We start from the raw sequence: 18,280 nt of genomic DNA on the forward strand, positions 1-18,280 counted from the left end.
TGAATAATGAACATTATTGAGGGTAAATTACAGCTTATAGGTGATGAGAGAATTGCAATTATTAGTTCTCGCTTTAATCATTTGATTACAGATAGATTGGTAGAAGGCGCTAAAGATTGTTTTGTGCGACACGGCGGACGCGATGATTTGCTTGATTTGGTGCTTGTTCCTGGTGCGTATGAGATTCCATTTGCATTACAAAAGATTCTCTCACAAGGCGAGTATGATGGTATTTGTTGTTTGGGTGCAGTGATACGAGGCTCTACACCACATTTTGATTATGTTTCTGCAGAGGCGACTAAAGGCATAGCGAATGTTACGCTTAAATATGGCGCACCTGTAACTTTTGGTGTTCTTACAACTGATAGTATTGAACAAGCTATTGAACGTGCTGGAACAAAGGTTGGAAATAAGGGCTTTGAAGCAATGGCTAGTCTCATTGAGCTTATCAATCTCTATCGTAAAATTGGAGCTTAAAGAGTAATTTATGGCAACACGCACACAGGCACGAGAGGCAGTTATTGGTATGCTTTATGCCTATGATTTAGGAAATGAAAGTATCATTGAAATTGCGCGGAGTATGCTTGAGGAAAAAAAGATTAAAAATAAGCAGCAAGATTTTGCTTTTTCACTTTTGCAAGGTGTGATAGAGCATCTTTCTCAGATTGATTTGTGCATCACTCCCTATTTAAAGGAATGGGAATTTTCACGACTTGGTGGAATGGAGCGCGCGATGCTAAGACTTGGAGCTTTTGAAATTCTTTATACAGAAACGGATACACCTGTAATAATCAATGAAGCAGTGGAGCTTGGAAAAATGTATGGTGGCGAAGATAATGCACCACGTTTTATTAATGGTGTGCTTGATGCGCTCAGTAAGGCACATACAAAAAATAAAAAAAGTGAAGATTGCAGCAAAACACAAGATATTATAAATGACGCCTTAGGCAAGGAATCTTAAATGAAATTGTGTATTGCCCTTGATAATCCACATTTGCAAGATAATCTTATGTTGCTTCAAGCATTAGATTCTCTTTCTCAATGTCAAAAACACGATATATGGCTTAAAGTTGGTTTAAGAAGCTTTGTGCGTGATGGCATAAAAGGTATAGAAAAGCTTAAAAAATACGGCGATTATAGAATCTTCCTTGATTTAAAACTTTATGATATTCCAAATACAATGCTTGAGACGATTATAGAGATACAAAAAATTGGCATTGATATGCTTACCATTCATACAAGCTGTGGATTTGAAGCAATGAGGACTATTGCAAAGCTTAAAGAAAATCAAAGTAATATGCCCTTAATTGTAGGTGTAAGTGCGCTCACAAGCTTTGATAATGAGAGTTTTATGGAGATTTACAATGCTTCACTTTTTTCCCACACACTCAAACTTGCTTCTTTAGCATTTCAGGCAGGGATTGATGGGGTAGTGTGTTCAGTGCAGGAGAGTTTAGCAATAAAAAAGGCAACTTGTAGCACATTTTTAACTATTACACCTGGCATTCGTCCTTTTGGCGAGAGTGCGAATGACCAAAAGCGAGTGGCAAACTTGCAAGAAGCGAGAGAAGCAATGAGTGATTTTGTTGTTATTGGGCGTCCAATTTATAAAGACGAAAATCCACTTAGCGTAGTGGAGAGAATCTTGGTTTTTAAAGATAAAAGATAGTGCTATCAATGAAGAAAGCAAAAATAATATCAATGGAGCAAAAGTGAGAGTTATACAGAGCATTTGTGAGATGAGGCATTATCGTGCAGGAATAGCAAATGATAAAACAATAGGCTTTGTAGCCACAATGGGTGCGCTTCATCAGGGGCATTTAAGCCTTATGAAAGCCTCGTTGGCAGAGAATGACTACACAATAGTTTCTATTTTTGTCAATCCCACGCAATTTGGAGCGAATGAGGATTTTGGTGCTTATCCACGCACATTAGAAGCAGATATAGCACTTTGTGAGAGAGTAGGTGTAAGTGCAATTTTTGCCCCAAGTGTAGACGATATGTATGAAGATGATGAGGTAGGATTCTCTGCGCCAAAGAAAATGGGATACATCTTAGAAGGATTTGATCGTCCAACACACTTTGCAGGTGTTTTACAAATTGTGCTTAAACTTTTTTGTTTGATTAAGCCTCATAGGGCATATTTTGGACAAAAGGACGCACAACAAGTGCTTATTTTGCAAAAAATGGTGCGTGATTTATTTCTTGATATTCATATTGTGCCTTGTCCAATACAAAGAGATAGCGATGGTTTAGCTTTAAGTTCGCGCAATATCTATTTAAGTGCGAGTGAGAGACAAAAAGCTTTGTGTATCCCCCGCACGATTGAGCTTGTAAAAAAGCGGATTCTTCAAGGAGAGAGAGAAGTTGCCACACTTAGGGAGATTGCTTTACAATCTTTGCAAAGTGAGGATATTACACTTTTTTATGCACAATTTTGTAATCATAAACTTGAGTCTATTACCCATATTGTGGAGAATGAAAGTATATTTTTAATTGCTGCAAAAGTGGGACAAACCCGTTTGCTTGATAATTTATGGATTTAGGGGGAGAAAATGAAATTTAAAAACCTGCTTTTAGTGGCAATATTTTATAGCAATATATGGGCTTATGATAGCATTGATGAGGCACTAGAAAATGGTATTTCAAGTGGAGATATTACTTTTTATGGAAGCTATACAAATGGTGCAGATTCTATAAATAAAGCTAAAAATGATTTAAATGAATCTGGCTATATGGTAGGTTCTGTGGGCTTAGCCTACCATTCTGCTTTTTGGAAGTATTTGCGCGTTGCTGTGAGCTTTCGTGCAGTTGGGACATTATATGAGCAAGATAAAGATTCGCAATGGAGTAGTGATGCATTCTTAAATAATCCGGGACGATATGGAAATGGCGATGCTTCAAGAGATTTTTATATGAATGACCGCACAATGCTTGGGCAGTCTTACATAGAATATTTTGATGGTGATACAAGCGTGAAAGTAGGGCGTGTATTTGTAGATTCTGAATGGGCAGATAGGCTTATAGATGGTGTAAGTGTGCGTAATCGTTCCTTGCCAAATACACTTATTGAAGCGTTATGGGCAAAAAATAATGGGTATGTGCAATATAATAAAATGACAGGATTCTATGATGTAAATCCCCATAGTGCATTAGGGCTTACACAAGTGAGCTTAAAATATCATCTTGGTGATGCAGTGAGCTTTAAGGTTTATGGCATTGCCAATCCAGAGGTTTTTTATGCAACGGGGATAAAAGCGAGTGCGCGATATGAAAGTTCACAATCCTACATCGGCTTAAGCGGACATTTTGCGACAAGTTTTGAACAAAGTTATGGTAGGTTTAATGGTGAAAATGGCAATGGATATAACACTGATATTAAAGTATATGTGGGTGTAAAAGATATGGCTGAAGCAAGTGGTGGATTTGTGGGGAGTGGGGCAAATGTTGGCTGGGGTTCGCTTAATACACTTGGTAATAGTATAAGCCCATTTTTTATGTGGGGTGGAAGAGCTTTGCTTGAAGGAGTAGATGCGAGTTTATGGTATGGCAAAGTGATGTTTGCTATTGATAGAGTGAGTTTTGCGTTGGTGTATGGTAGCACGAAGTTTAGGGGGATTAGCTACACGAGTATGCAAAATCCTTACGATAGGGTAAATGAAGTGAATCTTTTAGTTGATTTTGGCTTTACAGAGCATTTAAGTGCGCTTTTAAATGTGCTTAATACACACGGAGGAGCACAAAGATATTATCCACATACGACAAATGTAAATCTCGGTATGAAACTAGCATTTTAAAGTAACTAAGAATAAATATTAATTTTATTGACTTCAGATTCAAACTAAGCTAAAATGATGCCATTTAAAGAGTAGGATATATAATGAAACCAATTACGATTGTATGCGTAGGGCAACCAAATGTTGGAAAAAGTTCATTAATTAATAAAATTTGTGGTGTTCATTTAAAAGTAGGAAATTTTACAGGCGTAACGATTGAAAAATCTGAAGCACAACTCACTTACAAAGGCTATAATCTACGAATCATTGACTTACCCGGCATTTATTCGCTTAATGATTATTCGCTTGAGGAGCGTTTAACAAAGCAGTTTTTAGAAAATGAAGATTATGATGTGATTTTAAATGTGCTTGATTCTACAAATTTAGAACGTTGTTTATTCCTTACTACGCAGCTTCTAGAGCTTAATTCGCGTATGTGTTTGGCATTAAATATGAGTGATGAGGCAAAAAAAGAGGGTATTAATATTGATAATGCGCTTTTAGGAGAGATATTAGGCGTAGAATGCGTGAGTGTATCGGCTTTGCGTGGAGAAAATGTGCAGCTTTTACTTGATACAATCATCAATGTTGCCACTCTTGCTCCCAAAGCAAGTAAGCGTGTTTATACAGATTTTTTAGAAGAAGAAATTGCAAATATGAATACATTTTTAGCCCAAAAGCATTATGATGATGTGCAGATATTATTAAATCAAAAGCACAGAGGTTTGCAAAGTTTGCGTGATATAGCGATTAAACTTCTTAAACAAGATAGTTTTGTAAGTAAGGCTCTGCACGATAAAGGGTGTTGGGTAGAATTAAGTGAATATACACAAAAGTGTATTCAAAGGTTATATACCCAAAGTGGTGAAAATAATGTGCGCGATATTTTAAATAATGATGCCCTTAGCTTTGCAAAAGGTGCAAGTATGGAATCTAGTCGTATTTCCACTCCTCTTAAGCATTCTCTAACGCAAAAAATTGATGCACTTTTGCTCAATAAATATCTTGGAATCCCTATATTTTTGTTTTTGATGTGGCTTTTGTTTCAGATCACTTTTTATGTAGGAGAGTTTCCTAAAGTATGGATTGAGGAGGGTGCAGCAGATATTGGTGCGTGGATAGAGGAGCATTTGCCCTATGAATTTCTTGCTTCTTTACTCTCTGGAGGGATTATCGCAGGGGTTGGAGCAGTATTAAGTTTTTTGCCTCATATTTTAATACTTTTTTGTGGAATTGTATTTTTAGAAAGCACTGGATATATGGCACGAGTCGCATTTTTACTTGATGGATTCTTTCATAAATTTGGCTTACACGGCAAGAGTTTTATACCTCTTGTAACAGGTTTTGGTTGCTCTGTCCCTGCATATATGAGCACACGAATGCTTAAAAATCGTAATGATAGAATGCTCACACTTTTTATTATTAATTTTATGAGTTGTGGTGCGCGTTTACCTGTTTATACACTTTTTATTGGAGCTTTTTTCGCTCCACAAGTAGCTGGAAATGTGCTATATGGAATCTATATTTTTGGCGCACTTGTGGGTCTTTGTATGGCAAAGATTCTAAAGCTTACCGCATTTAAAGGTGATGATGAACCTTTTGTGATGGAAATGCCTAAATATCGTTTGCCCACTTTAAGACTTATAGCTTTTAGTGTATGGCACAAAGCAGTGAGCTATATCAAAAAAGCAGGGACTTTTATTTTACTTGCTTCTGTGATTATTTGGGTTGGGACGCAGTTTCCTAAAAATGCAGTTTTAGAGGAGCAGATGACACAATCAGTGCAGATTCTAAAAGAGAATATGAATCTTACACAAGAAAATGACGCATTGCAAGATGAAATAGATGAGATTTATCATAACTACCAAGCAGCTTTAGTAGAGCAAAGCTATCTAGGACGCATAGGGCGATTTATTCAGCCTATATTTGCACCTATGGATTTTGATTGGAAACTTTCTGTTTCACTTCTTAATGGACTTTTAGCAAAGGAAACAATCATTTCAAGTATGGGTGTGTTGTATGCACTTGGTGATGATATAGATGAAAATAACACCACACCTTTGCGCGATGTGCTCCAAGAGCATATTAGTCTGCCTAGTGCGATTGCATTTATTTTATTCATTATGTTTTATAACCCTTGTTTTGCAGCAAGCATTGTCTTTGGCAAAGAAGCTGGTGGGAAGCGATATATTGCATATTTATTTATTTTTACAAGCGTGGTATCGTATATATTTGCGCTTTTTGGATATGCACTAGCGCATTTATTTTTTTAGGGATTCAATAAAAGCAAAATAATACAATAACAATTAATGCAACTTATGCTATGCTTCATTATTGATGTAAAAAGAGTATGAGATATGACAAGTTCGCAACAAAAAACTGCCATTATCCTTTTTGATTTAGATGGCACACTTATAGATTCTACACAGGCTATTTATATGAGCTTTTGCGAGGCTTATAAGACAATGTTTGCAGAGCCGCCTACATTTGAATGTGTGAAAAACACTATCGGGCACACTTTGGAGGATATGTTTTTGCAAAATGGTGTAGCACATTCTCAAGTGAAAGAATATGTGAAAACTTATAGAATCCATTATCGTTCGCTTATGGAAGAAGGTACACATTTGCTTACTTTTGCCAAAGAGGCAATTATCAAGGCTTATGAGTTTGCTCATCTTGGCATTGTAACAACTAAACGCGGGGATTTTTCGCAGATTCTCTTACAAAAGCTTGGTGTATGGGAATATTTTGATGATATTGTCGGTATAGAATCTGTAAGCTTTCCCAAACCTCACGCACAACCCATTTTAATAGCATTAGAGCGTTTGGCTGCAACGCAAAAAGGCATTAATAATCATAGAATCTATATGATAGGTGATACTTCACTTGATTTGAGTGCTGCTTTGAGCGCGAATATTAACGCTGTGGGTGTATTATGTGGCTTTGGCAACAGGGGCGATATGGAATCTTTTAATGTGCCTTTGTGTGAAAATACGCTTGAGGCTGTGAATTATATCGCACAAAAGTGTGGCATTTAGCCCTTATTTTAGAGTTTTAGAGATTTTATAGTATATCATCATTAATTCTTTCTTTGTTGCTTGAGTGTTATTTTGCTCACATAACTAAAAGTATGTATGGCACGCCCGAAGGGAGTCGAACCCCTAACCCCCAGATCCGAAGTCTGGTGCTCTATCCAATTGAGCTACGAACGCGTAAGTGTAAAAAGTAATGGGGTGGGAGATGGGGCTCGAACCCACGACCCTCAGAGCCACAACCTGATGCTCTAACCAACTGAGCTACACCCACCATAATGAAAGAAAAAGAATGGTCGGGGCGAAAGGATTCGAACCTTCGACCCCTTGGTCCCAAACCAAGTGCGCTAACCAGACTGCGCTACGCCCCGATACAAACAAAAAGCACGATTATATTACAACAGCACCTTTTTGTCAAGAATGAATTATTTGCATTTAAGTCTTTTAGATAGTTTGTGCATTTTAGGCGTCAAAATTTTTATTCTGTATGTATTTTATTGTTTAAAATAATCCTATTTTACAATCGTGCGATATATTTCTTCCATAAGCCTTTGTAAAAAACAAAGCCAAAGATACCCGCACGCAAATATGTTTCACAGCAAATAATAGCAAAAATATATCCTACTGCAATGTTATAATGCACACACAGCCACATTGGGAGAATCCTCAAAACCCAAATGCTCCCTGTGTTAATCCACAGAGAAAGCTTCGTTGCACCGCTTCCTCGCAATGCTCCATCAAGCACAAAAATACAAATAAGGGGCACTTGAGAAAGCCCTACTGCAAGGAGATAATCAAAAGAGTAATGAATCACCTCTGTTTCTGTGCTAAAAATAGCGGAGAGTTCTTTGCCCAGCACACATAATCCTATACCTAATATGCCCATAACTACTGATGAGATAAGTAAAATTGTTTTGATAAAAGATTCTGCTAAGTCTAATCGTTTTGCACCGAGCATTTGTCCAACTAATGCCATTGCTGCCACTTGGAATCCAAAACCGGGCATAAAAATGAAGCTTTCCACTCTTGAGCCAATTTGAAATCCAGCAATGACTTCCAAACCATAATCAGTCATAAATTTTGTAATAAGCACAAGGGAAAAAATTGTCAAGCCTCGCTCAATGCCAGAGGGAATACCAATATGGAATCCATTATAAAGCGTATGCCATTTAAAGGTGGGTGAAAATGTCAAATGGCGGTGTAGCCCACAGAGAATGCCAAGTAAAACTAGCCCTTCGAAATAAGTAATGATAACATTTGCTATGCCAGCTCCCATAATACCAAATGGTGGAATACCAAGCTTTTCCACCCCAAAAATAAGTATAAAATTAAGGACAATATTTAAGCTTGTAGCGATGATTTTTACAAAAAAAACGCTTTTAGTATCGCCTACGGCTGAAAGTGCAGAAATAAATATTGTCTTAAGAAAAAGTGCGGGAATCCCATAAAAAATCCAACTTAAATAAAGCATACCTAACTCTTTGGTTTCCCCACTCACACCCATCCAGTCAAAATACAACTCATTGCTTACATATGCAAGTGCATAAATAGGAATAGAGCAAAGCCCAGCCCCGATGCTCATTGTGCTTAGAATCTGTCCCGCTTTAAGGTTATTTCTCTCTCCAAATGCACGCGAGACTTGTGCGTTTGTGCCTACATAAAAAATGGTTGTGAGTGCAAAGAGAAACATCCAGCAATTCATACCGAGTCCAAGTGCCACGATATTATGTTTTGTAACTTCAGAATCGGGTGAAATATGAGCAATAAAATACATTCCTATGGCGATATTAGCAATATCAAGCAAAGAGTTTCCTCCAGAGGGCAAGGCAATACTTAGAATCTTGCGGAGACGTTGCTTGAAATTATATGTCATCAAAGACTCTTTGTGGTGTTGGTGTGTGTTTGAGAGCAGGGTTTATATTGAGCGATAAAGCGCATAATGTGCTGATATGCGGGATTTATTGTATGAGTATCTTTTCTGTTTTGTTTATAAATACTTTGATGTAAAATTTGAAAGCCCCTTTTGGAGCTAAATACTGCTTCAAGTTCCCCTGCGTATAATATCTTGTCATTGAGAGGTTGATGAGAGGATTTATCAATAAAGGTTTCAAAAATGAGCATAGCATTGGGTTTAAGTGCTTTAATTATGGCATCAAAAAGATTCCTATCAAGGAAAAAGCTATCAAGTATGACATCATAATGTGTTTGGGGTAGGGTAAAAGTATCTAAATCTGCTAAAATAGGTGTAATATGAGGGATATTTGCAAGATTCTCTAATGCAACACAAGATATATCAAGTCCATCAACTTCAAAGCCCATTTGGGCTAAAATCTTAGAATGTCGCCCATTGCCGCAGGCAATATCAAGTGCTTTTGGAGGCTTAGAATCGGTAAAAGAAAAATTTCGCTTAAGTATCTCGCACGCTTCAAGCACAAATGGGTTTGGTTCATTGGGCATAAAGCCCTCTTGATACCGAGCATTCCATTTGAGTGCGTCTTCTTGCATTCAATATCTTTGCAATTAATTATTTTATACAAGTGAAGGAAATTTTAATATGCCACCGCCAAGAATATGCAAATGCAAATGTGGGACTTCTTGTCCACCATCAGCACCGATATTGGTAATGATTCTATATCCGCTTTTATCAATGCCTACCGATTTGGCAACTTCTTGCGCAAAACCACACAACTCTCCTAAAAGTTTAGAATCTGCACAATCAAAATCTTTTACACACACTTTAGGAATAGCGAGAATATGCACAGGGGCTTTGGGATTAATATCATAAAAAGCAAGAAATCGCTCATTTTCAAGCACTTTTTTACAAGGAATCTCGCCTGCTACAATTTTTTCAAAAATCGTTTTTTCTGCCATATTCGCTCCTTAAAGTCTCTTTTTATAGTGGTTTGATAAAAAAGAATTGATATTATAACTTTTAAACCTGAATAGAATCTATAATATGCTACAATGCCGACTTAATTTATATATCACTTATAATTCAAGGAAGGAAAGACGTTGAAGACACAAATGCAAGAGATAATGGCAAAACTAGAGCAATTAGAGAATCTCAATGATTTAGAGCGTTTGCGTGTGGAAGTAATGGGGAAAAAGGGCATTTTAACTCAGCAATTTGCACTCCTTAAGAATCTTGAGGGCGAGACAAAAAAAACCTTTGCCAAAGAGCTTAACAAAAATAAAGAAAATTTTGAAAAAATGCTTGAAAGTAAGCGAGAAAGCCTATTAAAAGTGCAAATGAATGAGAATCTCACCAAAGAAGTAGTTGATGCAAGTTTATTTACAGCCTTGCGTCCAAAGAGTAATGGACACCCAATTTATCAAACAATGGATAGAATCATTGATTTTTTTGTCAATATGAATTTTGCAATTCAAACAGGACCTTTGGTAGAAGATGATTTTCATAACTTTGAAGCACTTAATCTTCCTGTATTTCATCCGGCACGAGATATGCAAGATACTTTTTATTTTAAAGATTCAATGCTTTTGCGTACACATACCTCTCCTGTGCAAATTCGCACTATGCAATCACAAGATATTCCTATTCGTATGATAGCTCCGGGTAGCGTTTTTAGGAGAGATTATGATTTGACTCATTCACCGATGTTTCATCAAGTTGAGGGCTTAGTAGTTGATGGGAAAGATAAAATTAGTTTCGTGCATCTTAAATATATTTTAGAGGATTTTTTGCATTATATGTTTGGCGATGTGCACATTCGGTTTCGTTCAAGCTTTTTCCCCTTTACAGAGCCAAGCGCAGAAGTGGATATTAGCTGTGTATTTTGCGGTGGTAGCGGTTGTAGAGTATGTTCTCACACAGGGTGGCTTGAAGTGTTGGGCTGTGGTATTGTCAATCAAAAAGTATTTGATGCTGTGGGTCATAAAAATGTGAGCGGATATGCTTTTGGGCTTGGCGTTGAGCGATTTGCTATGCTTCTTCATCGTGTGAATGATTTGCGTAGCTTTTTTGAGACAGATTTACGTGTATTGGAGCAATTCTAATGATTTTTTCAAAACATTTATTATCGCATTTTGTTGATATTTCACATCTTGATATTGAGCAAATGTGTATGAGATTAAGCAGTATGGGACTTGAGGTAGAATCTGCGTATCCATTGAAGATGCCACAAAAGGTTGTCGTAGGCAAGATACTCTCACTTACACCTCACCCCGATGCAGACAAACTTAATGTATGTAAAGTCAGTATTGGCTCACAAGAGTTGCAAATTGTGTGCGGGGCAAATAATGTAAAAGCCAATCAATATGTCGCTGTGGCACTTGAAGGCGCAGTAATACCTCATACTAAAAGTGGCGAGATTGTGATTAAACAAACAAATCTACGTGGTATAGAGAGTTGTGGAATGCTTTGTTCTAGTGTGGAGTTAGGATTGCCAAAGATAAATGATGGAATTATGGTGCTTGATAGCACAGCTGGTCATTTGGAGCTTGGCGTTGAGCTAGGGAATCTTCCTCTTTTTAATGATTATGTGATTGAAGTAGGGATTACGCCTAATCGTGGTGATTGTCTTAGCGTGCTAGGCATTGCGCGTGAACTTGCTACAAGCTATGATTTGCGCCTAAAGCACGAAGTAGATATGGATAATGTGGTTACGCTTGGTTTAGGTAGGGTGTTGCAGATTCTTTGTGATGAAAAAATTGAAGCTCATTTACTCTATCGCGTGGTTGAAGTCAAACAAGCTTATCTACCTCTTGATATTGCACTTTGTCTTGCCCGTAATGGGAGTTTGGTTGATGATATTATGTGCAATTTTTTAGAATATGGCACTTATATGACAGGTGTTATACTTAATGCTTACAAACTCTATGATTGTGAGAATAAAGATATTGTTTTGGATAATGGTTTGGTGGCACAACTCCGAATCAAAAAAGATGAGAACGGCTTAGGAGCAGTTTTTGCTCACCAAAAGCTTTCCATAATTGGTGTATCTTATGGTGAGCGGCACTTTGGCACACGTTCTGAAATTTATATTATTGAAGCGAGTTATGTGAATCCTACTTTAATTGCCAAAAGTCTTTATAAGCACGCAATAAAAGGTGATGTGCAGCTAACTTATCGTAGCACAAGAGGGAGTAATCCAAATTTGGAGCAGGGCATTGACTTTTTATGTAGAAAAATGGTGCTTGTTTCTGATGCACTTGTGTATTCTGGCTCACATAATATTGTCCAAAACATTGATGAAATTACGATTAAAACAACGTTTAAGGCTATTAATCAAATTATAGGCATAGAGCTTGATAAAGAAGAGATAGCCACTATTTTAAAGCGACTTAATTTTAAGCTTGATGCAACTTGTGATGAGAATTTTTTTATGGTTACTGTGCCAAACTATCGGCACGACATTCAAAGTATCCAAGATGTAGCTGAAGAAGTGCTTAGAATCTATGGTATTGACAATGTTTCCTCTGTGCCATTACTTTGTTCTCAATCCCATAATATTAATAACACATATTTTACCTACAAAAACACGCGCAAACTTGCTTATGGATTGATTGCTTATGGTTTTGTAGAGTGTATTCATTATGTCTTTGCTTCTTCCCAAAATTTAGAACGATTAGGTTTTGTGCGACTTGATGAAGATTTAGAATTGCTCAATCCTATCACAAACGAGCTTGATACGCTTCGGACAAGCCTACTTCCGGCTATGCTTGATTCTGTGAAACGTAATGAGAATCTTGGCTTTAAAAATATTACACTTTTTGAGATTGGAAGTGTGTATAGTTCAAAACGAGAGGAAAAAAGTAAGCTTGCACTTGTTGCAAGTGGCTGTATGCAAGATGAATGTTATCCACACACCAAAGCTGTTAAATGGAATCTTTTTGCTTTTGGGACTATATGTCAGAGATGTGTTGGAGATTTGAGTTTTAGAAATATTCGTGATGAAGCAAATGCAAAGGAGCTTTTGAGTCATTTTTGTTTTACAGATGAGAGATTGCTTCACCCTTATCAGAGTGCATTTGTTTATCAAAAAGACAAGCCCATAGGAATAATTGCCAAATTGCATCCACAAGTTGCTACCAATATGGATTTAAGTGAGGAAATATTTATATGCGAAATTGAGATCGGTATGAGTGATTTTTCTCTCCCGCAAGCCTATGAATTTTCAAAATACCAAAAATCTACACGTGATTTAACAATCCTCATTGATAAAGATATTCCTTTTTATCGTGTGCGCCAAATTCTTCTTGAAGCTCAAATTGCTTATGTTAAAAATATTTATCCTATTGATGTGTATTATGATAAGGCTTTAGGAGAAAAAATGGCATTAAGCATACGTATTGTGCTTCAATCTGATGAGGGCACATTACAAGAAATGCAATTAGTGCAAGCAGTGGAATCCGTGCTTAGTGTTTTAGTGCGCGAGTTTGATGCTGTATTACGCACTTAGATATATTATGATAATTTACAACAAAGGATAGTCAATGCAAAAAACCTCACCACATATTACAGATGAAGATATACCTTTATTACAAAAAATGTCGCACACATTAGGGTTTTTGTGTGCAGATATGGTGCAAAAAGCAAATAGCGGACATCCCGGCGCACCTATGGGACTTTCAGATATTGCAAGTGTGTTACATTTTCATATTAATCTTGCTCCAACACAACCTCAATGGTTAAATCGAGATAGAATTATTTTTAGTGGAGGACACGCAAGCGCACTCGTATATTCGCTGCTTCATTTATGGGGTTTTGAGGTGAGTATGGCAGATTTACACTCTTTTAGGCAATTAGATTCTAAAACACCCGGACACCCCGAATATGGACATACTCAAGGTATTGAGATAACAACAGGTCCCCTTGGGCAAGGTATAGCAAATGCAGTGGGTATGGCTATGGCAAGTAAATATGCACAGAATTTGTTTGGGCGGGAAATCATTTCGCATAACATATATTGTTTATGTGGCGATGGGGATTTACAGGAGGGTATCAGCTATGAAGCAGCTTCTTTAGCTGGACATCACGCTCTTTCAAATTTGATTCTTATTTATGATAGTAATCATATCACAATAGAAGGCGATACGCAACTTGCGATGAGTGAGGATATTGCTAAACGTTTTGAAGCACAGGGTTGGGAAGTTTTAAGCTGCGATGGACACGACTATATACAAATTCACAATGTGCTCACCAATGCTAAAACTTCTTCAAAACCCACACTTATTATTGCTTATACCATTATTGCTAAGAATGCCCTTAGTCTTGAGGGTAGTCATAAAGCACACGGCGCACCTTTGGGTGAAGAAATTATCGCCACAGCAAAGCAAAAACTTTTTTTTCCTGCAGAATCTTTTTATATACCTGATGATGTAGCATTTGCTTTTGGCACGATGAAGGAGCGTGGTGAGTTGAACTTTGCACAATGGTATAAAAATTATGAGAATCTCCCTCAAATTGCAAAAGAACGGCTTGATAAAATGAGAGAGCCCGATGTTTCCCATATTGTTTATCCACAATTTGCACTTGGCGAAAGTATGGCTACACGTGTGAGTAATGGAAAGATTCTTAATAGTATTTCTCAAGCGTTAGAAGGATTTATTGGGGGAAGTGCAGATTTAGCACCATCAAATAATACACAGCTACAAGATGAGGGTGATTTTCCGCAGGGTAAAAATTGGCATTTTGGTATCCGAGAACACGCAATGGGTGCAATTTGTAATGGTGTGGCAAATTATGGCTTATTTTTACCTTTTTGTGCAACATTTTTTGTTTTCAGTGATTATATGAGCCCAAGTGTGCGTGTAGCAAGCCTTATGAAAGCGAAAGTATATTATATTTGGACGCACGATAGTATAGGTGTGGGTGAAGATGGTGCGACACATCAGCCCATTGAACAATTAAGCCATTTTAGAGCAATGCCAAATCTCCTTGTTTTTCGTCCCGCTGATGCAAATGAGAATATTGCTTGTTGGCAGGTTGGCTTAGATTCCAAGCTACCTTGCGCTTTTGTGCTTAGTCGTCAGAATCTCCCCGTTATTATGGAATCCACTCCTCAATTAAAAAAACAAGTGCAAAAAGGCGGTTATGTATTGCGTTCGTGCGACAATGCAGTTATTACCCTTATGGCAAGCGGAAGTGAGGTAAGTCTTGCACTCAAAGCGTGTGAAACACTAGAAGATTTAGGCATCAAAACACAAGTAGTAAGTGTGCCTTGCCTTGATTTGCTTTTGGAACAACCTAAGGGTTACATCAAAGAATTATGTGGAAAAAGTGCAGTGCTTGCTATTGAGGCTTCAAGAGGCTTAGAATGGTATGCAGTGGCTGATGAAGTGATTGGTATGCAGAGTTTTGGTGCTTCAGGGAAAGGCGAAGCCCTCTTTAATCGTTTTAATTTTAATATAGATTATATCATAGCTGCTGCACAAAAGCTTATTCAAAATTAAAAACATACAAAAGGGCAAAATATGGGCAGAGAAACTACCCTTTATGTATATAGCTCTCATCGTTCTTTGATGCAAAATAGCAACGAAGGAGAAATTTTTGCTCCGAGTATGATGATGGGAGATTTTTTTACGCAGCTTATTATTATTGATGGATATAGAGCATTACCACGAGGTATGCGACTACCTCTTGTTATGAGTGTATTAAAAGAGTGTGCCAAAGAGCTTGAGAGGGCAAAATTTATTTTTGAAAAGAGTTTTTTGGGATTTTTGGAAACTTCTAACTTTTTGTTTGATTTTTTTGATGAAATCGCTCAATCGCAAATACATATTAAAGATATTCCATCACGTGATATTTATGATGATTATGCAGATCATTTATATGTGTTAGAATGGTTGGAAAATCGATACAAAGAGCGACTTTTTGAACTTAAATGCTATGATGGATATATTCTTCCAGCACAAGCCCAACCACGTTTTAATGAAGCATTTGTGCGGCATTTTGAATGTATTGAAATTTTTGTAGAGGGGATTATTAGTCCTATTCATCAGGAAATGCTTTTAAATGCGGCAAAAATAATTCCTATAAAAGTGCATTTTTGGGTTGATGAATTTAATATTTCTTTGCCTTTTTTGCCCTCACATATTTTAAAACAATGCAAGCCATTTTTTAGATACAGCGCAGAATTGGACACAGGGAAGATTATACAATCTACCCCTCTACCACCTTTAGGAAAAATTGATGCTTATGGTTTTGCTTTGGGCATATCGCAAGTGGCATTAGTATTTGCCAAGATTGATGAATGGATAAAAAATGGTGTGCAAGAACAGGATATTGTGGTTATCGTGCCAAATGAAAACTTTGCTAAATATCTTTTTTTGCTTGATAGAGCGCATAACTTAAATTTTGCAATGGGTGAGGATATATCGCGCACTAAAGTTTATAAATATCTTCAAGATTATATTCACTCTCAATTAAAAAATATAACTCATATTCCACAAACTTATGCTCGAGTGTGTAAAGATATAATAGCTATGCTTGCTGGCTTTGAAGATAGGCAAAGCAAAAGAGTGCGTGAGTATGTGAGTGAGATTCTCTTTATGTGGGAAAATGTAGGTTTAAAAGAAACTACGCATATGGAGATTATTGAGCTATTGCTTGAGGAGCTTAAACATTATAGTATTGATGATATAATGGGTGGAAAAATACGTGTAATGGGCGTTTTGGAATCAAGGGGTTTTGCTTTTAAAAAGGCTGTGATTGTTGATTTTAACGAAGGTGTAATACCTAGCAAACAAGAGAGTGATTTATTTTTAAATTCTGCGTTACGTCAAAAGCTTAAGATGCCGACTATGAAGGATAAAGAACGTCTCCAAAAGCATTATTATTATGGCATTTTTAGCACTGCCGATGAAATAGCAGTAGCATATGTATCAAATGAAGATAATCACCCAAGCTTTATGCTTGAAGAATTGATGCAAAAGAGTGCAGTGGAGCATAAGAATGGAGATAATTTCTTTACTTTGCTTCCACAAGGGAGAAAATTAGAATATTGTGAAGATGAAATAAGTGGGCGTCTGCCTCGCACCCTTACACCTAGTAAATTAAAAGTATTTTTGGAATGTCCAAGAAGGTATTATTATCTTTATGAAGAATGTATGAATGATCTTTCTCTTTTCCAAGAAAGCGCATTTATGGGAAATATTGTTCATCAATGCTTAGAAGCTGTCTATAAGCCATATGTGGGGAAAAAGGTAATCTTAGATGAAAAGGCACTTTATAAGAGTGCGCAATTATGGTTAGAGCATTCTTTAGTCTCGCATAGTGCATTACAAAGTGCGCATATTGAGTGGCTTAAATGTGAGTTGAAACATTTTTTTGCCCTTGAGAATGGACGTGAGGTAGAGATTTTGCAGCTTGAGGGAGAAAATATGGAAGTTTCATATGGTGATTTTATCTTTTATGGGCGACCTGATAGAATCCAAAAAGTTAGCGAGAGTATAGAAGTCATAGATTATAAATATCGTCAGTCTTTTAAAGTGCAAAGCCTACAAAAGAGCACAGATTTTGCACTTATTTTATATATGCAGGCGTTTAAGGCTCACTATCCCCAGTATGCCCATTTAGCAATCAGTGCGTGGTATTGGGATATTAAAGGAGGTGAGAAAAAAGAGGAGAATAATGAAAAAAGCAATATTCTTTTTGAAAAGATTGCTTGCATTAAAGATAATGTTGTATTTGCTAAGAGTGAGCAGCGCTCAAATTGCCGATATTGTGAGTTTATAGACTTGTGTGATAGAAGTTAGAGTAAAAAATTAGCTAAGCCATTTGTTAGCAATTTTTGTTAGTGCAGCAGTGTTGTCGCTTGCAAAAAATTGTAGTGATTTAAGTGCATAACGCGAAGTAAGGTGCAAGTGGTTTTTTAAATACTCTACAATAGCTTCACCCGAATGGATAAGCATACTTTGATGATTGAAATAGGAATCAAGGGCTGGAGCAATAAGCGGAAAATGTGTGCAGCCTAATATTACAGCTTGAGGGGGAGTTGTGATTGAGGCAAAATAATGATGAAATACGCTTTCAAGCACTGCGCCTTCAAGCAATCCTTCTTCAACAATAGGCACAAAAAGCCCTGTGGCAAGACTTTTAAGATTCCAAAAACCTATATTTCGTAGTCTTGTTTCGTATTCACCAGAGTTAATTGTTGCACGTGTGGCAATAATGAGAATTTCAGAATCTGTATCTTTAAGGTTATTTTGCACTGCTAATACACCCGGCTCAATCACTCCTACAATAGGAATCTTACTATGTTTTTGCATCTCTTGTAGCGCATAGGCACTCACAGTATTGCAAGCCACAATGAGAATATCGATATTATGTGGTGTAAAGAACTCAAGTGCCTGAAGTGAAAATTTGATGATTGTTTGTTTATCTTTGACACCATAAGGCACACGAGCGGTATCGCCATAATAAATGATGTCCTCAAAGAGTTTTGCATTAATGAGGCTTTTAAGCACGCTTAAGCCACCAACACCACTATCAAATACCCCTGCTCGCATATA

The 18,280-nt window shown here is 37.0% G+C and carries 15 protein-coding genes and 3 tRNA genes; 11 read left to right on the plus strand and 7 right to left on the minus strand.

Annotated features, from left to right (window positions below; all coding sequences use genetic code 11):
• Positions 1–6: 6 nt before the first annotated feature.
• From ribH to LS66_RS06465, 7 genes are all read left to right on the plus strand, one after another.
• Positions 7–477: a 6,7-dimethyl-8-ribityllumazine synthase gene (ribH, locus tag LS66_RS06435; RefSeq protein WP_011114881.1), complete on the plus strand. Its 471-nt coding sequence runs from the start codon at positions 7–9 to the stop codon at positions 475–477.
• Between the two features lie 10 nt (positions 478–487).
• A complete protein-coding gene (gene nusB / locus LS66_RS06440; RefSeq protein WP_034365723.1) occupies positions 488–961 on the plus strand; it encodes a transcription antitermination factor NusB in 474 nt (157 codons plus the stop codon).
• Positions 962–1,669, plus strand: a complete 708-nt coding sequence (gene pyrF / locus LS66_RS06445; protein ID WP_034365721.1) for an orotidine-5'-phosphate decarboxylase — start codon at positions 962–964, stop codon at positions 1,667–1,669.
• 43 nt (positions 1,670–1,712) lie between these two features.
• Complete coding sequence (panC, locus tag LS66_RS06450) at positions 1,713–2,546, plus strand: pantoate--beta-alanine ligase (RefSeq protein ID WP_081947933.1); 834 nt, start codon at positions 1,713–1,715, stop codon at positions 2,544–2,546.
• Positions 2,547–2,555: 9 nt separating this feature from the next.
• Positions 2,556–3,797 carry an Opr family porin gene (locus tag LS66_RS06455; protein WP_034365720.1) on the plus strand — a complete coding sequence of 414 codons (1,242 nt, stop codon included), beginning with the start codon at positions 2,556–2,558 and terminating at the stop codon, positions 3,795–3,797.
• An 83-nt stretch (positions 3,798–3,880) separates the two neighbouring features.
• Positions 3,881–6,049, plus strand: a complete 2,169-nt coding sequence (feoB, locus tag LS66_RS06460; RefSeq protein WP_034365719.1) for a ferrous iron transport protein B — start codon at positions 3,881–3,883, stop codon at positions 6,047–6,049.
• 84 nt (positions 6,050–6,133) lie between these two features.
• Positions 6,134–6,814 carry an HAD family hydrolase gene (locus LS66_RS06465; RefSeq protein WP_034365717.1) on the plus strand — a complete coding sequence of 227 codons (681 nt, stop codon included), beginning with the start codon at positions 6,134–6,136 and terminating at the stop codon, positions 6,812–6,814.
• Positions 6,815–6,911: 97 nt separating this feature from the next.
• Here LS66_RS06465 and LS66_RS06470 read toward each other — a convergent pair.
• From LS66_RS06470 to LS66_RS06495, 6 genes are all read right to left on the minus strand, one after another.
• Positions 6,912–6,988: transfer RNA gene (locus tag LS66_RS06470), tRNA-Arg, on the minus strand.
• Between the two features lie 17 nt (positions 6,989–7,005).
• Positions 7,006–7,082 (minus strand) — tRNA-His (locus LS66_RS06475).
• Positions 7,083–7,101: 19 nt separating this feature from the next.
• Positions 7,102–7,179: transfer RNA gene (locus LS66_RS06480), tRNA-Pro, on the minus strand.
• Positions 7,180–7,325: 146 nt separating this feature from the next.
• Positions 7,326–8,681, minus strand: a complete 1,356-nt coding sequence (locus LS66_RS06485; RefSeq protein ID WP_034365715.1) for an MATE family efflux transporter — start codon at positions 8,679–8,681, stop codon at positions 7,326–7,328.
• Positions 8,681–9,313 (minus strand): bifunctional 2-polyprenyl-6-hydroxyphenol methylase/3-demethylubiquinol 3-O-methyltransferase UbiG, encoded by a 633-nt coding sequence (locus LS66_RS06490; protein WP_034365712.1) that lies wholly within the window; start codon positions 9,311–9,313, stop codon positions 8,681–8,683. The genes LS66_RS06485 and LS66_RS06490 overlap by 1 nt, the downstream gene beginning before the upstream one ends.
• Before the next feature lie 24 nt (positions 9,314–9,337).
• Complete coding sequence (locus LS66_RS06495) at positions 9,338–9,679, minus strand: histidine triad nucleotide-binding protein (protein WP_034365710.1); 342 nt, start codon at positions 9,677–9,679, stop codon at positions 9,338–9,340.
• Positions 9,680–9,832: 153 nt separating this feature from the next.
• Here LS66_RS06495 and pheS point away from each other — a divergent pair, with 153 nt between their 5' ends.
• The 4 genes from pheS to LS66_RS06515 are packed head-to-tail and all read left to right on the plus strand — an operon-like array spanning position 9,833 to position 17,524.
• Entirely contained in the window at positions 9,833–10,822 is a 990-nt protein-coding gene (pheS, locus tag LS66_RS06500; RefSeq protein ID WP_034365735.1) for a phenylalanine--tRNA ligase subunit alpha, read from the plus strand.
• Positions 10,822–13,227 (plus strand): phenylalanine--tRNA ligase subunit beta, encoded by a 2,406-nt coding sequence (gene pheT / locus LS66_RS06505; RefSeq protein WP_034365708.1) that lies wholly within the window; start codon positions 10,822–10,824, stop codon positions 13,225–13,227. The genes pheS and pheT overlap by 1 nt, the downstream gene beginning before the upstream one ends.
• 34 nt (positions 13,228–13,261) lie before the next feature.
• Positions 13,262–15,220, plus strand: coding sequence for a transketolase (gene tkt / locus LS66_RS06510; protein WP_034365706.1), 1,959 nt, complete (start codon positions 13,262–13,264; stop codon positions 15,218–15,220).
• 21 nt (positions 15,221–15,241) lie between these two features.
• Positions 15,242–17,524 carry a PD-(D/E)XK nuclease family protein gene (locus LS66_RS06515; protein WP_034365704.1) on the plus strand — a complete coding sequence of 761 codons (2,283 nt, stop codon included), beginning with the start codon at positions 15,242–15,244 and terminating at the stop codon, positions 17,522–17,524.
• 9 nt (positions 17,525–17,533) lie between these two features.
• On the opposite strand, the gene murI is transcribed toward LS66_RS06515, so the two are convergent.
• Positions 17,534–18,277 carry a glutamate racemase gene (gene murI, locus LS66_RS06520; protein WP_011114867.1) on the minus strand — a complete coding sequence of 248 codons (744 nt, stop codon included), beginning with the start codon at positions 18,275–18,277 and terminating at the stop codon, positions 17,534–17,536.
• Between the last annotated feature and the right edge of the window lie 3 nt (positions 18,278–18,280).

This window comes from Helicobacter sp. MIT 03-1614 (assembly GCF_000762925.2).
GTDB lineage: Bacteria > Campylobacterota > Campylobacteria > Campylobacterales > Helicobacteraceae > Helicobacter_C > Helicobacter_C hepaticus.

What these genes read in the sequence shown, in the direction of transcription:
- pyrF (WP_034365721.1), top strand. Translation starts at nt 962, where the DNA reads ATGAAATTGTGTATTGCCCTTGATAATCCACATTTGCAAGATAATCTT.
- ribH (WP_011114881.1), top strand. Translation starts at nt 7, where the DNA reads ATGAACATTATTGAGGGTAAATTACAGCTTATAGGTGATGAGAGAATT.
- pheS (WP_034365735.1), top strand. Translation starts at nt 9,833, where the DNA reads ATGCAAGAGATAATGGCAAAACTAGAGCAATTAGAGAATCTCAATGAT.
- pheT (WP_034365708.1), top strand. Translation starts at nt 10,822, where the DNA reads ATGATTTTTTCAAAACATTTATTATCGCATTTTGTTGATATTTCACAT.
- tkt (WP_034365706.1), top strand. Translation starts at nt 13,262, where the DNA reads ATGCAAAAAACCTCACCACATATTACAGATGAAGATATACCTTTATTA.
- LS66_RS06490 (WP_034365712.1), bottom strand. Translation starts at nt 9,313, where the DNA reads ATGCAAGAAGACGCACTCAAATGGAATGCTCGGTATCAAGAGGGCTTT.
- nusB (WP_034365723.1), top strand. Translation starts at nt 488, where the DNA reads ATGGCAACACGCACACAGGCACGAGAGGCAGTTATTGGTATGCTTTAT.
- LS66_RS06485 (WP_034365715.1), bottom strand. Translation starts at nt 8,681, where the DNA reads ATGACATATAATTTCAAGCAACGTCTCCGCAAGATTCTAAGTATTGCC.
- feoB (WP_034365719.1), top strand. Translation starts at nt 3,881, where the DNA reads ATGAAACCAATTACGATTGTATGCGTAGGGCAACCAAATGTTGGAAAA.
- murI (WP_011114867.1), bottom strand. Translation starts at nt 18,277, where the DNA reads ATGCGAGCAGGGGTATTTGATAGTGGTGTTGGTGGCTTAAGCGTGCTT.
- LS66_RS06465 (WP_034365717.1), top strand. Translation starts at nt 6,134, where the DNA reads ATGACAAGTTCGCAACAAAAAACTGCCATTATCCTTTTTGATTTAGAT.
- LS66_RS06455 (WP_034365720.1), top strand. Translation starts at nt 2,556, where the DNA reads ATGAAATTTAAAAACCTGCTTTTAGTGGCAATATTTTATAGCAATATA.
- LS66_RS06495 (WP_034365710.1), bottom strand. Translation starts at nt 9,679, where the DNA reads ATGGCAGAAAAAACGATTTTTGAAAAAATTGTAGCAGGCGAGATTCCT.
- LS66_RS06515 (WP_034365704.1), top strand. Translation starts at nt 15,242, where the DNA reads ATGGGCAGAGAAACTACCCTTTATGTATATAGCTCTCATCGTTCTTTG.